This is a genomic window from Pseudomonas alcaligenes, from assembly GCF_041729615.1.
GTDB classification, from domain to species: Bacteria; Pseudomonadota; Gammaproteobacteria; order Pseudomonadales; family Pseudomonadaceae; genus Aquipseudomonas; species Aquipseudomonas alcaligenes_B.
Map to the genome: position 1 here is coordinate 2,263,165 of NZ_CP154874.1, position 14,944 is coordinate 2,278,108.

Sequence of the window (14,944 nt, forward strand, 5' to 3'; positions counted from 1 at the left end):
CGGGGCTATCCTTGCCCGGCCAACCGATGCGGAGCCCGCTCATGCCCGAGCCCAGCCTGGATGTCTTCGACTACCTGCAGCGCATGCGTGAGCTGCAGGCCTCCGACCTGTTCCTCAGCGTCGGCGCGCCGGCCCACGCCAAGGTCGAAGGGCTCAGCCAGGCCCTCGACGCGCGCGTGCTGGGTCCCGGCGAGGTCAAGCAGATGGCCTACCAGCTGCTCAGCCAGAAGCAGATCGCCGAGTTCGAGCGCGACCTGGAGCTGGACCTGGCGGTGAGCATGAACAATCAGGGGCGCTTTCGCGCCAACCTGTACTACCAGCGCGGCGAAGTGGCCATGGTGGTACGCCTGATCAAGAGCGAGATTCCCGACTTCGAGCACCTCGGCCTGCCGAAGATGCTGGAGAAACTGGCCATGCAGGACCGCGGCCTGATCCTGGTGGTCGGCGCCGCCGGCTCCGGCAAGTCGACCACGCTGGCGGCGATGATCGACTTCCGCAACCGCCACAAGGGCGGCCATATCCTGTGCATCGAGGACCCCATCGAGTTCCTCCACAGCCACCAGCTGTCCATCGTCGACCAGCGCGAGGTCGGCCTCGACACCCATAGTTTCGAGGAGGCCCTGCGCCACGTGCTGCGCGAGGCGCCGGACGTGATCATGCTCGGCGAGATCCGCGACGCCGCGACCATGCAGCACGCCCTGCACTACGCCGAGACCGGCCACCTGTGCCTGGCCACCCTGCACGCCACCAGCAGCAGCCACGCTATCGAGCGCATCGTGCGCTTCTTCCCCGACGGCGCGCGCAAGCAGGTGCTGGCCGACCTCGCGCACAACCTCCTGGCGGTGGTCGGCCAGCGCCTGGTGCCGGGCCTGGCGCAGAAGCGCGTGGCGGCGGTGGAGCTGATGCTCGGCACGCCCTATATCCGCGACCTGATCCAGCGCGACGAACTGGAGCAGCTGCGCGAGGCCACCGCGCGCGCGGCCGAGCAGGGCCTGCAGACCTTCGACCAGCACCTGTTCGCCCTGGTCGAAGGCAAACGCATCGGCCTGGCCGAGGCGCTCAAGTTCGCCGACTCGCGCACCGACCTGAGCCTGCGCTTCAAGCTGGAACGCGGCTTCGGCGCCGACGACAGCGAGCGCAAGGTGCTGCGCGACGGCTGACCACCGCGCCGTTGACCCCGATCAATGGCCTTTCGCCAGCAGCGGCTATGGTGCGCACTCCCTGGACCACATCACCCACCGCCATGCCCTGTCCGACCGCGCGCATCGCCTGCAGCGACCCGCAACTGGCCGCGCACCTGCGCCGCCTGTTCGGTGACTGCGAGGTGATCGAAGACCCCCACCAGTGCAGCCAGGCGCCACTGTGCCGCTGGCTGGACGACGCCCCGCTGGGCCCCGCCGGCGAGGTGCAGGCCGCCCTGGCGGAAGCCGTCGCCACCCTGGAACGTACCCGCCACGCCTTCCGCTCGCGCGAGCTGGGCCAGCTGCGCCGGCGCCTGGAGCAACTGCTGGTCGAATTGTCAGCGCCCACCGAATAAGGTAGAAACGGCACAGATCGAGGTTCCGCCACAGGCGGGAACCGGCTTTGCCGGGCAGGACGAAGGGGCCTGCAAGACGAAGCGCCGCGACGTCGCGTTCAACCGAATGCGCCGTGCGGCGCTTTTTTTGTGCCCGCAGAAAAACAACAACGCGAAAGGTGAGGTCATGGATTCAGCGCAACTACTGCGCCAGCTGATGCGCCGCATCGGCCTGGACCGCGAGGAAGTCGACGAGCGCTGCCGCCTGCTCGACTGGCAGCCGGCCGACGGCGCGCGCCTGAACCGGGCGGCATCGGCCATGGAGCCGGCGCACCAGCTGTTCGTCGAGCGCCTCTACCAGCATCTCGGCGCCTTCCCCGGCCCGGCCGGCCTGCTCGGCGCCGAGCAGGTGGTGGCGCGCCTCAAGCACCGCCAGCTGGACTACTACCAGCGCCTGTGGCGCGGCCCCTACGACCGCGACTACCTGACCGGGCGCCTGCACATCGGCCTGATCCACCAGCGCGCCGGCGTCGAGCCCAAGTGGTACCTGGCCGCCTACCGCCTGTACCTGGAGCAGATGAGCCACGCGCTGTTCGCCGAACAGCCGCAGCAGGCCCTGTTCGCCAGCCTGCTCAAGGCGGTGTTCTTCGACATGACCCTGGCCATCGACACCTACGGCGCCGCCCAGCGCCAGGCCCTGGAGGACAGCGAGGCACGCTTCGCCCGCGCCCTGCGCGGCGCCCACGACGGCCTGTGGGACTGGCACCTGGAACACGACCGGCTGTACGTCTCCGAACGCTGGGCCGGCATGCTCGGCCTCAGCCGCGACGGCCTCGGCGAGGGCAGCGCGGCCTGGCTCTCGCGGGTCCACCCGGACGACCTGCCGGGCCTGCGCCAGGCCATCGACGCCCACCTGGCCGGCAGCACCGCGCAGCTGCACCACGAATACCGCCTGCGCCGCCAGGACGGCGGCTACCTCTGGGTGCTGACCCGCGGCGTGGCCGAGCGCGACCACGAGGGCCAGCGGCGCATGGCCGGCTCGCAGAGCGACATCAGCGCGCGCAAGGCGGTGGAGCAGCAGCTGCGCCACGCCGCCCGCCACGATCCGCTGACCGGCCTGGCCAACCGCCTGCGCCTGGACGAGCTGCTGCAGCAGGCCCTGCAGCAGCTCGGCAAGGCCGGTGCGCGCGAGGCGGCGTTGCTGTTCATCGACCTCGACCGCTTCAAGCTGATCAACGACAGCCTCGGCCACCAGGCCGGCGACCGCGTGCTGGTGGAGGTCGGCCGGCGCCTGCAGCAGTGCCTGCGCCCCGGCGACCACCTGGCGCGCTTCGGCGGCGACGAGTTCGTCGTGCTGCTCACCGACCTGGCCTGCGGCGGCGATGCCGAGCCGGTCGCCCAGCGCATGCTCGACGCCCTGCACCAGCCGCTGCACCTGGGCGAGCAGACCCTGGTAGTCAGCGCCAGCATCGGCATCGCCGCGCTGCCGGCGCACACCGCCGCCGAGCAGGCGCTGCAGGCCGCGGACCTGGCGCTGTACCGTGCCAAGCAGGCCGGCAAGGCGCAGTACGCCCGCTACAGCCAGGAGCTGCAGGCCGCCGCGCGGCGCCAGCTGGAGCTGGAGAGCGCGCTGGGCCAGGCCCTGGCGCACGACGAATTCGCCCTGCACTACCAGCCGATCTGCCGCTTCGACCAGGGCACACCGCGCCTGGTCGGGGTCGAGGCGCTGCTGCGCTGGCGGCATGCCGGCCGGCTGATCGCGCCGCAGGAGTTCATCGCCTCGCTGGAGGAATCCGGCGAGATCCTCCGTGTCGGCGACTGGGTGCTGCGCCAGGCCTGCCGCCAGGTGCGCGCCTGGCAGCTGGCCGGGCAGGGCCAGCTGCGCTGCGCGGTCAACCTGTCCAGCCGCCAGCTGCAGCAGGAGGACTTCGTCGCCCGCCTCACCGACATCCTCATGGACAGCGGCCTGGCGCCGGCCAGCCTGGTGCTGGAGATCACCGAGAGCCAGCTGATGCAGGACTGCACCGCCACCCTGATCGCCCTGCGCGAGCTGGGCAGCCTGGGTGTGCGCCTGGCGCTGGACGACTTCGGCACCGGCTACTCGGCGCTGGGCTACCTCAAGCGCTTCCCGCTGCACATCCTCAAGGTCGACAAGAGCTTCATCGGCGATGCCGACGCCGAGTCCTGGGCCATCGGCCGCGCCATCATCGGCCTCGGCCGCAGCCTGGGCCTGGAAGTGGTGGCCGAGGGTGTGGAGCAGGCCGCGCAGCTCGACATCCTGCGCGCCGAGGGCTGCCAGCTGGCCCAGGGCTACTGGTTCAGCCGGCCGCGCCCGGCCGCCGAGCTGCAACGCCTGTTCCGCGGCGAGGACTGCTTCGAGGGCCTCTGGTGCCTGCTCGCCGAGGGCGCCGAGCCACACAGCAAACGGGAGACCCGCGCATGAAGATCAACCTGCCGGTGAGCCAGCGCGAGGTGGCGGTGCCCGCCAGCGCCAACATCCTTTCCACCACCGACCTCAAGGGCGCGGTGACCTACGTCAACCCGGACTTCGTCGCCATCAGCGGCTTCACCGAGGCCGAGCTGCTCGGCCGCAACCACAACCTGGTGCGCCATCCGGACATGCCGCCGGCGGCCTTCGCCGACCTGTGGCGCACGCTCAAGGCCGGGCGCTCGTGGATGGGCCTGGTGAAGAACCGCTGCAAGAACGGCGACCACTACTGGGTCAGCGCCTTCGCCACCCCGGTGGTGCGCGGCGGCGCGGTGGTGGAGTACCAGTCGGTGCGCAGCCGCGCCGCCCCCGAGCTGGTGGCGCGGGCCGCGCCGCTGTACGCCGCGTTGGCCGCGGGGCAGACCCCGCGAGTGCTGCGCCGGCCGCGCCTGGAGCTGGTGCCGCGGCTGATGCTGCTGGGCGCCGGCCTGCCGCTGCTGGCCGGGCTCGGCCTGGGCCTGGCCGGTGTGCTGCCCGGGCTGCCGGCGCTGCTCGGCGGCGCGGTCGGCGGCGGCCTGCTGGCGGCCCTGCTCGGCTGGCAGCTGCGCCCGCTGGCGACCCTGGCGCGCCAGGCCCGCGGGATCGCCGACAACCCGCTGAGCCAGTGGGTGTACTGCGGGCGCAACGATGCCCTGGGGCAGATCGCCTTCGCCCTGCGCAGCCTGGAGGCCGAGGCCGGCGCAGTGGTCGGGCGCATCGCCGACTCGGCGCGCCAGCTCAGCGAGGACGCCGGCGAGCTGGCCGCGGCGGTGGACTGCAGCCAGGGCGCCAGCCTGCAGCAGCAGGCCGAGACCGAGCAGGTGGCCAGCGCCGTCGACCAGCTGGCCGCCAGCGTGCAGGAGGTGGCGCGCCACGCCCAGCTCAGCGCCAGCGCCGCCGCCGAGGCCAACCAGGCCACCGACAGCGGCCTGCAGCAGGTCGAGCAGACGCGCCGGCAGATCGCCGCGCTGGCCGCCGAGGTGGAGCAGGGCAACCGGGTGATCAGCCAGCTGCAGGCGCACAGCCAGGAGATCGACCAGGTGATCGAGGTGATCCACGGCATCGCCGAGCAGACCAACCTGCTGGCGCTCAACGCCGCCATCGAGGCGGCGCGCGCCGGCGAGGCCGGGCGCGGCTTCGCCGTGGTGGCCGACGAGGTGCGCGGCCTGGCCACCCGCACCCAGCAGTCCACCGCGCAGATCCAGGCCCTCATCGAGCGCCTGCAGCAGGGCACCACGGCGGCGGTGGCGGCCATGCAGCGCAGCCAGGCGCAGGCCCGCGACAGCGTCAGCAATGCCATGCAGGCGGCCGACGCGCTGCACGGCATCAACCGCCAGGTCGAGGCGATCAGCGGCATGAACCTGCAGATCGCCACCGCCGTGGAGGAGCAGAGCGCGGTCGGCGAGGACATCCAGCGCAACCTCGACGGCATCCGCCAGGCCGGCACCAGCAGCGTCGCCGCCAGTGGGCGCAGCCGCCACAGCGCCGAGCACGTCGCCAGCCTGGCCGAGCGCCTGCAACTGCTGGCCGAGCAGTTCCGCGCGCTGGGCCGGCAGACCTGAGCTGGCGCGCGCGGCGAACTGCGGCCAAGCTGAACAGCAGGGGCGCCGGGCGGCGCCCACGACAACGAGCGTGCCCGACGAGGCTGCGCCATGCTGACCCTGCTCAACCTGCTGTCTGCCATCGCCCTGCTGGTGTGGGGCACCCACATCGTGCGTACCGGCATCCTGCGCGTGTACGGCTCGCAGCTGCGGCGCATCCTCAGCCACAGCGTGGCCAAGCGGCCGCAGGCGTTCGCCGCCGGCATCGGCGTCACCGCCCTGGTGCAGAGCAGCAACGCCACTGCCCTGCTGGTCACCTCCTTCGTCGCCCAGGGCCTGATGGCGCTGCCGCCGGCGCTGGCCATCATGCTCGGCGCCGACGTCGGCACGGCGCTGATGGCGCGGGTGCTGACCCTCGACCTGGCCTGGCTGTCACCGCTGCTGATTCTCGCCGGGGTGGTCCTGTTCCTCTCGCGCAAGCAGCGCCGCGCCGGGCAGATCGGCCGCGTGGCGATCGGCCTCGGCCTGCTCCTGCTGGCCCTGCAGCTGATCGTCGAGGCGGCGCGGCCGATCGCCGAGTCGCACGGCTTCGAGGCGTTGTTCGCCTCGCTGACCGGCGACCTGCTGCTCGATGCCCTGGTCGGCGCGCTGTTCGCCATCCTCACCTACTCCAGCCTGGCCGCCGTGCTGCTCACCGCGACCCTGGCCGGCAGCGGTGTGATCGGCCTGCCGGTGGCCATCGGCCTGGTCATCGGCGCCAATATCGGCAGCGGCGTGCTGGCCCTGCTGAGCAGCAGCATGCAGTCCGCCGCCGGGCGCCGGGTGGCCCTCGGCAGCCTGCTGTACAAGCTGCTCGGCCTGCTCCTGGTGCTGCCCCTGGTGCAGCCGCTGGTGGACTGGATGGGACGCCTGGAATGGTCGGCGGCGACCCTGGTGATCGCCTTCCACCTGGTCTACAACAGCCTGCGCTGCCTGCTGCTGTTGCCCACGGTGGGGCCGATGGCCAGGCTGTGCAGCCTGCTGCTGCCGGAGCGCGCGCGCGACGACGGGGTGGCCCGGCCGCGCCACCTCGACCGCGCCGCCCTCGACACGCCGAGCCTGGCGCTGGCCAACGCGGTGCGCGAGACCCTGCGCATCGGTGACCTGGTGGAGCAGATGCTGGCCCACCTGCTGGAGGTGCTGCGCGACGGCTCCGCCGAGGCCGGCCAGCAGCTGCGCCGCCTGGACGACGACGTCGACGCGCTGTACGGCGCGGTCAAGCTGTACCTGGCGCAGATGCCGCGCGACTACCTGGCCGTCCACGACAGCCGGCGCTGGGCCGAGATCATCGAGCTGGCGGTGAACCTGGAGCACGCCGGCGACCTGATTGAGCAGATGGCCGGCAAGCTGGACAGCCACAAGCGCACCCGCCACCACTTTTCCGCCGAGGGCCTGGCCGAGCTGACCACCCTGCACGGCCTGCTGGCCGCCAACCTGCGCCTGGGCCTCAACGTGTTCCTCAACGGCAACCGCGACAACGCCCGCCGCCTGCTGGAGGAAAAGCAGCGCTTCCGCCAGGAGGAACGCCGCCTGGCCCACGCCCATGTCGACCGCCTGGCCCAGCAGGTGGTGCAGAGCATCGAGACCAGCGCCCTGCACCTGGAGCTGATCGCCGACATGAAGCGCCTCAACTCGCTGTTCTGCAGCAGCGCCTACGCCCAGCTGGAGGCCCACGAAGGCGCCCCCGGGGTGGCGCCGCAGGGCTCCGCGGAGCCCCCGCCGGCGGAGCAGCCGACCCGGCACTGACGCCCGCCCGGGCGTCATGCGATGATGCGCGCCCCGCAACGACCCCGCTCCAGCCTCGATGCCGCACTGGAAACCGCACCTGCTGCGCCTGCTCGCCCTGTTGCAGCGCTACCCCGGCCTGATCGCCGCCTTCGGCTTCTGCTCCGGCGTGGCCAGCTTCCTGCTGGTCGACCGCCAGGAAGGCGTGGGCAAGGTGATCGCCGTGCTGATGCTGCTGAGCTGGGCCTGGCTGCTGCTCGAGGGCCTGCTGACGCGCGGCGCGGCACGCTGGCTGGGCATCGAGGTGCCGCCGCTGCTGCTGCGCTACCTGACCCAGCTGATCCACCAGGAAAGCCTGTTCTTCGCCCTGCCGTTCTTCTTCGTCACCACCGCCTGGAACAGCGGCCAGGCGCTGTTCACCGGCCTGCTCGGCGCGGCCGCCCTGCTGGCCATCATCGACCCCCTCTACTACAGGTGGCTGGCCGCGCGGCGCTGGCTGTACCTGAGCTTCCACACCCTGGCGCTGTTCGCCGTGCTGCTGGTGGCGCTGCCGCTGATCGTCCACCTGACCACCGCCGAGAGCTACCGCCTGGCCCTCGGCGTGGCCCTGGTGGTGGCCCTGCCCAGCCTCGGCAGCAGCCTGCGCATTCAGCGCTGGTGGCGCTGGCCGCTGCTCGCCAGCCTGCTCCTGGCGCTGGGCCTGGGCGCCTGGCTGGCACGGCCCTGGGTGCCGCCGGCGACCCTGTGGCTGAGCCAGGTGGCGGTCACCGCGCAGCTGCAGGCGCGCAACCCCGGGCAGAGCCTGGAGCGGGTCGCCAGCGCCCAGCTGCGCGACGCCGGGCTCTACGCCTTCACCGCGATCAGCGCGCCGCGCGGGCTGAACGAGCGCATCTACCACGTGTGGCGCCACCAGGGCCGCGAGGTCGACCGCATCGCCCTGGACATCCACGGCGGACGCCAGGCCGGCTACCGCGCCTGGAGCCACAAGCGCAACTTCCCGGCGCAGGCCGCCGGCGCCTGGCAGGTGCAGGTGGTCACCGAGGCCGGCCAGCAGATCGGCGTGCTGCGCTTCACGGTCGTCGACTAGCCGGCGGGCGCGCCGTCGGGCAAGCTGCCGACCTGGCAACTCGCAAGGAACGCATCATGCTCAGAGCCCTCACCTGCCTGCTCGCCGCGCTGCTGCTGGCAGGCTGCGACAGCCGCACGCAGCCGGATGCCCGGGAGCGCGCACTGCTGCTGACCGCCGCCGACTTCGGCGAGCCGGAAGCTCCCGGCCAGGCACGCCTGCGCCGAGAAACCAACTACCTGACCAGGCGCGTCGACATCAGCTACGACTACCGGCAGTCACCGGGATTCTTTCTGCACAGCGGGGTGTCGCTGATGCCCAATGCGACCGATGCGGTCGTGAGCAGCTTCGCCGCCATCCAGGGTGCGGGTATCGGCATCAGCAACGCCGACGGGGATGTGACCCAGGAGACGCTGGCGCTGAGCCGTGAGCTCGGCAGCCATGCCGAGCTGATATTGCTGCGCAGCGCAGGCGAACCGGTCGGCAACATGTTCGCCGTCAGCATCGGCGAGAAGATGTTCTTCACGGTATTCAGCGGCCGCCACCACTTCGCTTCGGCCACGGCCTTCGAGGACTTCATCGCGCCCAAGCTGGCGCTGCTCGAGGCCCACGACTACGACGACCCCTTCGTCGACTGGGGCAAGGGCCTGCTCGCCGAGCGCGCGCCGGAGGCCGAGAAGCCCGCCAAGCCCTGACTACAGGCGGAAGCGCTGCACCATGCCGTTGAGGTCGGTGGCCAGGCGCGCCAGCTGATCGCTGGCCACCGAAGTCTCGTGCGCGCCGGTGGCGTTCTGCGCGGCGATGTCGCGGATGGCCACCAGGTTGCGGTCCACTTCGCGGGCCACCTGCGCCTGCTCCTCGGCGGCGCTGGCGATCACCAGGTTCATCTCGTTGATCTGGCTGACCCGCTGGGCGATCAGCTGCAGGGCACTGTCCGCCTCGCTGGCCAGCGCGCTGCTGCGGCTGGCGTACTCGCTGCTCTGGCCCATGGCCTCCACCGACTCGCGGCTGGCGCTCTGGATCGCGCTGATCATCCGCTCGATCTCCTGGGTCGAGCTCTGCGTGCGCTGCGCCAGGGCGCGTACCTCGTCGGCCACCACGGCGAAGCCACGGCCCTGGTCGCCGGCGCGCGCCGCCTCGATAGCGGCGTTGAGTGCCAGCAGGTTGGTCTGCTCGGCGATGGTGCGAATCACCTCCAGCACCCGGCCGATGGCGATGGCCTCCTCGGCCAGGCGGGCGATGGTGGTCGAGGTGATCTGCAGGCGCTGGCTGAGCTGCTCGATGGTGCCGCGCGTGGTGCTGACCTGCTGACGCCCGGCCTCGGCGGTCTGTTCCGCCTCGCGCGAGGAGTCCGAGGTGTGGTTGGCGTTGCGCGCCACTTCGTCGACCGCCGCCGACATCTCGGTCACCGCGGTGGCGGCCATCTCGATCTCGTCGTTCTGCCGGGTGATGCCGCGCGCCGCATCGTCGGTCACCGCATGCAGCTCCTCGGCCGCCGAAGCCAGCTGGGTGGCGGCGCCCTGGATGCCCTGCAGGGTGTCGCGCAGGTTCTCCTGCATCTGCTTGAAGGAGGCCTGCACTTCACTGATCTCGTCGCGGCCGCTGCACTGCACCGGCTGGCTGAGGTCGCCGGCGGCGTTGCGCGCCACCACCTCGCGCAGTTCGGACAGGCGCAGGTTGATGCCGCGGCTCATCAGCCAGGCCTGCAGGCCGCCGCCGAGCAGCAGCACCGCCAGCAGCCCGGAGACCAGGGCGAAGTTGCGCTGGTACAGGGCCAGACCGGCCTGGTACTGGCGCTCGGACTCGTGCAGCTGGACCTCGATCAGCTCGGAGAACTTCGCCGACAGCGGGTCGATAACCGGGTACAGCTCGCCGGCGGTGAAGCTCGCCAGGGCCTGCCGGTCGCCGCCACGCAATATCGCCTTGAGCCGCTGCAGCGGTTCGCGGGCGGTCTGCATCAGCGGTTCGATCTGGGCGATCAGGCGCTTCTCGTCGTCGATCAGGCTGGTGGCCAGGTAGGCCTGCCAGACCTGCTGGATGCGGCCTTCCGCCTGCTCCACCTGGTTCGCCGCCTCGGCCGGCGCAAGGCCGCCGTCGCGCGCCTTGTGGCTGGCGTCGACGATATTCACCGCATACAGATCGGCGATCACCTTGAGATCGCGCAGCGGCACCACGCGATCCAGGTAGACGCTGTTGAGGCCGTCGAGCACGCCGCGCAGGCCGCTGAGGCCGGCGGCGCCGATCACCAGGCTGCCCGCCAGCATCAGGACGATGAGGACGAACAGCCTTGTCCGAATAGTCCAGTTGTTCATGGTAGGTCACCCGGTTCCGGCCAATACCTACCAGAAACATAGTCGCGTTTTGCCAGCAGTGCCGAGCGGCCTCAGTCCTCCAGGGCGGCCGCCGGGCCGAAGAACTCGTAGCGTGTCTGCGCCTCGGGCACCCCCAGCTCGCGCAGGTTGCGCTTGAGCGCGGCCATAAACGGCTTGGGCCCGAGGAAGTAGACGTCGAGGTCGCGCTCGGCCGGCAGCCAGCGCTGCAGCAGCTCGCGGCTCAGGCGGCCGTGGGCATCGGCGCCGTCGCCCGCGCGCGCTTCCTCCAGGCAGTAGAAACGCTGCAGCTGCGGATGGGCCGCGGCCAGGGCATCGATGTGCACGGCGAAGGCCTGCACCCCGGCATGCCGCGCGCAGTGGATGAAGCGGATCGGCCGGCCGCCGGGCAGCGCCGCTTCCAGCATGGTCAGCAGCGGGGTGATGCCGACCCCGGCGCTGATCAGCACCAGCGGCTTGCGCGAGTGCCCCAGGGTGAAGTCGCCGGCCGGGGCGAACAGCTCCAGCTCGTCGCCGGCGTGCACCTGGTCGTGCAGGTGGTTGGAGACCCGCCCGCCGGGCTCGCGCTTGACGCTGATGCGGTACTCGCGGCCGTTCGCCGCGGCGGACAGCGAGTAGTTGCGGCGCAGCTCCTCGCCGTCCAGCAGCAGGCGCAGGCCGATGTACTGGCCGGGGGCGAAGTCGAGCAGGGCGCCGCCGTCGCTCGGCTGCAGATGGAAGGAGGTGATCTCCTCGCTCTCCGCCTGCCGGCGCACCACGCGGAACCGCCGGCCGCCGCGCCAGCCGCCCGGGGCACGGGCATTGGCGGCGTACACCTCCTCCTCGGCGCCAATCAGCAGCTCGGCCAGCTGGCCGTAGGCGGCGCCCCAGGCGGCGAGCACCGCATCGGTGGCCACCTCGGCGCCGAGCACCTCGCGGATCGCCCGCAGCAGGGAGCTGCCGACGATCGGGTAGTGCTCGGGGAGGATCTGCAGCGACACGTGCTTGTTGACGATCTGCCCGACCAGCGGACCGAGCGCCTGCAGGCGGTCGATATGCCTGGCATACATCAGCACGCCGTTGGCCAGGGCACGCGGCTGGTCACCGCTGGCCTGGTGCGCCTGGTTGAACAGCGGACGCACCTGCGGGTATTCGCCGAGCATGATGCGGTAGAAGTGGGTGGTCAGCGCCTCGCCGCCGGACTCCAGCAGCGGAACCGTGGCCTTGACGATGGCGATCTGTTCGGGTGACAACATGGGGTGACTCCTTTGCACGCAGGGATGTTTTTCCTGCTTATCTCAGGATTCGTGCTATGTTTTTTATTCAATAAAATCAGCTAGTTATATCTGTACATGTTGTTTTGACAGCGAATTGAAAGTTGTCCGATGAACAACCAGGAGTCTTGATGACAACCCATCCGCTGCTGTCGGCGCTGCTGCCGCTGGTCGACGATCTCAGCCGCGAGCTGGCCGAGGAGGAGCGTTACCGGCGCCTGCTGGCCGCCCTGCGCGCGCTGATCCCGAGCGACGCCACCGCCCTGCTGCGCCTGGACGGCGAGCAGCTGATCCCGCTGGCGGTCGACGGCCTCAGCGCGGACACCCTCGGCCGGCGCTTCGTGGTGGCCGAGCACCCGCGCTTCCAGGCCCTGCTGGCACGCCGCGAGCCGACCCGCTTCGCCGCCGACAGCGGCCTGCCCGACCCCTACGACGGCCTGGTCGAGCAGCACGTCGGCCACCTCGAAGTGCACGACTGCCTGGGCTGCCCACTGTTCATCGACGACCGCCCCTGGGGCCTGATCACCCTCGACAGCCTGCAGCCCGGCAGCTTCGCGCAGAGCGACCTGGACAACCTGGAGGCCTTCGCCCGCCTGGCCGCCGCCTCGGTCAAGGCCAACCAGCGCCTGCTCGGCCTGGCCCAGCGCGCGGCGGCCGAGCAGCAGCTGGCCGAACGCTTCCGCGAGGTGGCCGGCCAGGCCGGGCGCGCCGAGCTGATCGGCCAGAGCGCCGCGCACAGGCGCCTGCAGGCGGAGATCGACACGGTGGCCGGCAGCGACCTGACCGTGCTGATCGGCGGCGAGACCGGGGTCGGCAAGGAGCTGGTGGCGCAGGCCATCCACGCCCGCTCGCTGCGCGCCGGCCGGCCGCTGATCAGCCTGAACTGCGCGGCGCTGCCGGACCAGCTGGTGGAGAGCGAGCTGTTCGGCCATGTGCGCGGCGCCTTCACCGGCGCCAGCGGCGAGCGCAGCGGCAAGTTCGAGCTGGCCGACGGCGGCACCCTGTTCCTCGACGAGGTCGGCGAGCTGCCCCTGGCGGTGCAGGCCAAGCTGCTGCGCGTGCTGCAGAGCGGCCAGCTGCAGCGCCTGGGCTCGGACCGCGAGCACCGGGTGGACGTGCGCATCCTCGCCGCCAGCAACCGCGACCTGGCCGAGGAGGTGCGCGCCGGGCGCTTCCGCGCCGACCTCTACCACCGCCTGAGCGTCTACCCGCTGCTGGTGCCGCCGCTGCGCGAGCGCGGCCGCGACGTGCTGCTGCTGGCCGGGCACTTCCTCGAACAGAACCGCGCGCGCCTGCACCTGCGCGGCCTGCGCCTGAGCCCGGAGGCCCAGGCGGCGCTGCTGGCGCACACCTGGCCGGGCAACGTGCGCGAGCTGGAGCACCTGCTCGGCCGCGCCGCGCTCAAGGCCCTGGCGCGCCAGGCGCAGCGCCCGCGCATCCTCAGCCTGGAGGCCCAGGACCTCGACCTGGCGCCGGCCGCACCGATCCAGCAGGCGCCGGCGCCAGCCGTGGCGGAAAGCGCCGCGCAGCCGCTGCGCCCGGCGCTGGAGGCCTACCAGCGCCAGCTGATCCAGGCGGCGCTCAGGCGCAATGCCGACAACTGGGCAGCCGCCGCCCGCGAACTGGGCCTGGACCGCGCCAACCTGCACCGCCTGGCCGTGCGCCTGGGCTTGAAGTAGAGCGGGTGAGTCCCGCTCAGCCGAAGAACCAGTAGCACACGCCGATGGCCGCCAGCACCCCGGCCAGGTCGGCCACCAGCGCACAGCCCACCGCATGCCGGGCACGCTGGATGCCGACCGCGCCGAAGTACACGGCCAGCACGTAGAAGGTGGTCTCGGTGCTGCCCTGGATGGTCGCCGCCACCAGCGCCGGGAAGCTGTCCACGCCGTGGGTCTGCATGGTCTCGATCAGCATGGCGCGCGCCGCGCTGCCGGAGAACGGCTTGACCAGCGCGGTGGGCAGGGCGTCGACGAAGCGGGTGTCCCAGCCGGCCCACTCGATCAGCGTACGGATACCGTCCAGGCCGAAGTCGAGGGCGCCGGAGGCGCGCAGCACGCCGATGGCGCAGAGCATGGCGACCAGGTACGGCAGCAGGCTCTTGGCCACGTCGAAGCCTTCCTTGGCGCCGTCGACGAAGGTTTCATAGACCGGCACCTTGCGCAGCCAGCCGACCAGCACGAAGAGGAAGATCAGGCCGAACAGGGTCAGGTTGCCGAGCAGCGACGACAGCTCCTTCAGCGCCACCGCGCTGAGGCCCGCCAGCAGCGCCATGAAAGCGCCCAGCAACAAGGCGCCGGGAATCAGGTAGGCCAGCACCACCGGGTCCCACAGGCGCAGGCGCTGCATCAGCGCCACCGACAGCAGGCCGGCCAGGGTCGAGGCGCTGGTGGCCAGCAGGATCGGCAGGAACACCAGGGTCGGGTCCTCGGCGCCCTGCTGCACGCGGTACATGAAGATCGACACCGGCAGCAGGGTCAGCGACGAGGCGTTGAGCACCAGGAATAGGATCTGCGCGTTGCTCGCCACCGTGGCACTGGGGTTGAGCTCCTGCAGCGCCTTCATCGCCCTGAGGCCGATGGGCGTGGCGGCGTTGTCCAGGCCCAGGCCGTTGGCGGCGAAGTTGAGGGTGATCAGGCCGAGCGCCGGGTGGCCGCGCGGCACCTCCGGCATCAGCCGGGCGAACAGCGGGCCGAGGGCACGGCCGAGCAGATCGACCAGCCCGGCCTTCTCGGCGATGCGCAGAAAGCCCAGCCACAGGGTCAGGGTGCCGAACAGCACCACCATCAGCTCGACCGAGACCTTGGCCATGGCGAACAGGCTCTCGACCATGGCCGCCCATACCGTGACGTCGCCGCCGATCCAACGCAGCGTGGCGGCCAGCGCGGCCACCACGAAGAATCCCAGCCACAGGCCGTTGAGCATGGTCAGTCCCCCGAACGATGGCGGCGATGATAGCCGGCGCCAGGCGCTTCACCAAACTGCAAGGCGTACCTGCCAGCCTGGGATA

Annotated in this window: 11 protein-coding genes and 1 pseudogene; 9 read left to right on the forward strand and 3 right to left on the reverse strand. The window is 71.4% G+C overall.

Annotated elements, in window-relative coordinates; translation table 11 throughout:
• Positions 1-41: 41 nt before the first annotated feature.
• From AAG092_RS11000 to AAG092_RS11035, 8 genes and pseudogenes are all read left to right on the forward strand, one after another.
• The gene (locus AAG092_RS11000; RefSeq protein WP_373386692.1) at positions 42-1,160 is read left to right on the forward strand and encodes a PilT/PilU family type 4a pilus ATPase; all 1,119 of its coding nucleotides are present in this window, start codon (positions 42-44) and stop codon (positions 1,158-1,160) included.
• 83 nt (positions 1,161-1,243) lie between these two features.
• Positions 1,244-1,537 carry a hypothetical protein gene (locus AAG092_RS11005; protein ID WP_373386694.1) on the forward strand — a complete coding sequence of 98 codons (294 nt, stop codon included), beginning with the start codon at positions 1,244-1,246 and terminating at the stop codon, positions 1,535-1,537.
• 166 nt (positions 1,538-1,703) lie between these two features.
• Complete coding sequence (locus AAG092_RS11010) at positions 1,704-3,959, forward strand: putative bifunctional diguanylate cyclase/phosphodiesterase (RefSeq protein ID WP_373386695.1); 2,256 nt, start codon at positions 1,704-1,706, stop codon at positions 3,957-3,959.
• Positions 3,956-4,285: pseudogene (locus AAG092_RS11015) on the forward strand (PAS domain-containing protein); the annotation flags it as partial. The gene AAG092_RS11010 and the pseudogene AAG092_RS11015, both read left to right, overlap by 4 nt.
• Before the next feature lie 129 nt (positions 4,286-4,414).
• On the forward strand, positions 4,415-5,545 hold the full coding sequence (locus AAG092_RS11020) for a methyl-accepting chemotaxis protein (protein WP_373389587.1): 1,131 nt from the start codon (positions 4,415-4,417) through the stop codon (positions 5,543-5,545).
• 90 nt (positions 5,546-5,635) lie between these two features.
• The gene (locus tag AAG092_RS11025) at positions 5,636-7,309 is read left to right on the forward strand and encodes a Na/Pi cotransporter family protein (RefSeq protein ID WP_373386696.1); all 1,674 of its coding nucleotides are present in this window, start codon (positions 5,636-5,638) and stop codon (positions 7,307-7,309) included.
• 58 nt (positions 7,310-7,367) lie between these two features.
• The gene (locus AAG092_RS11030) at positions 7,368-8,375 is read left to right on the forward strand and encodes a DUF5924 family protein (RefSeq protein ID WP_373386697.1); all 1,008 of its coding nucleotides are present in this window, start codon (positions 7,368-7,370) and stop codon (positions 8,373-8,375) included.
• Positions 8,376-8,431: 56 nt separating this feature from the next.
• On the forward strand, positions 8,432-9,049 hold the full coding sequence (locus tag AAG092_RS11035; protein WP_373386698.1) for a hypothetical protein: 618 nt from the start codon (positions 8,432-8,434) through the stop codon (positions 9,047-9,049).
• Here AAG092_RS11035 and AAG092_RS11040 read toward each other — a convergent pair whose 3' ends face one another.
• Both AAG092_RS11040 and hmpA read right to left on the reverse strand, forming a co-directional pair.
• The gene (locus AAG092_RS11040) at positions 9,050-10,666 is read right to left on the reverse strand and encodes a methyl-accepting chemotaxis protein (RefSeq protein WP_110680510.1); all 1,617 of its coding nucleotides are present in this window, start codon (positions 10,664-10,666) and stop codon (positions 9,050-9,052) included.
• A gap of 71 nt (positions 10,667-10,737) precedes the next feature.
• Positions 10,738-11,919 carry an NO-inducible flavohemoprotein gene (hmpA, locus tag AAG092_RS11045; RefSeq protein ID WP_373386700.1) on the reverse strand — a complete coding sequence of 394 codons (1,182 nt, stop codon included), beginning with the start codon at positions 11,917-11,919 and terminating at the stop codon, positions 10,738-10,740.
• Positions 11,920-12,068: 149 nt separating this feature from the next.
• On the opposite strand from hmpA, the gene norR reads away from it, so the two are divergent.
• Positions 12,069-13,616 carry a nitric oxide reductase transcriptional regulator NorR gene (gene norR / locus AAG092_RS11050; protein WP_373386701.1) on the forward strand — a complete coding sequence of 516 codons (1,548 nt, stop codon included), beginning with the start codon at positions 12,069-12,071 and terminating at the stop codon, positions 13,614-13,616.
• A gap of 16 nt (positions 13,617-13,632) precedes the next feature.
• Here norR and AAG092_RS11055 read toward each other — a convergent pair whose 3' ends face one another.
• On the reverse strand, positions 13,633-14,859 hold the full coding sequence (locus AAG092_RS11055; RefSeq protein WP_373386702.1) for a nucleoside recognition domain-containing protein: 1,227 nt from the start codon (positions 14,857-14,859) through the stop codon (positions 13,633-13,635).
• Between the last annotated feature and the right edge of the window lie 85 nt (positions 14,860-14,944).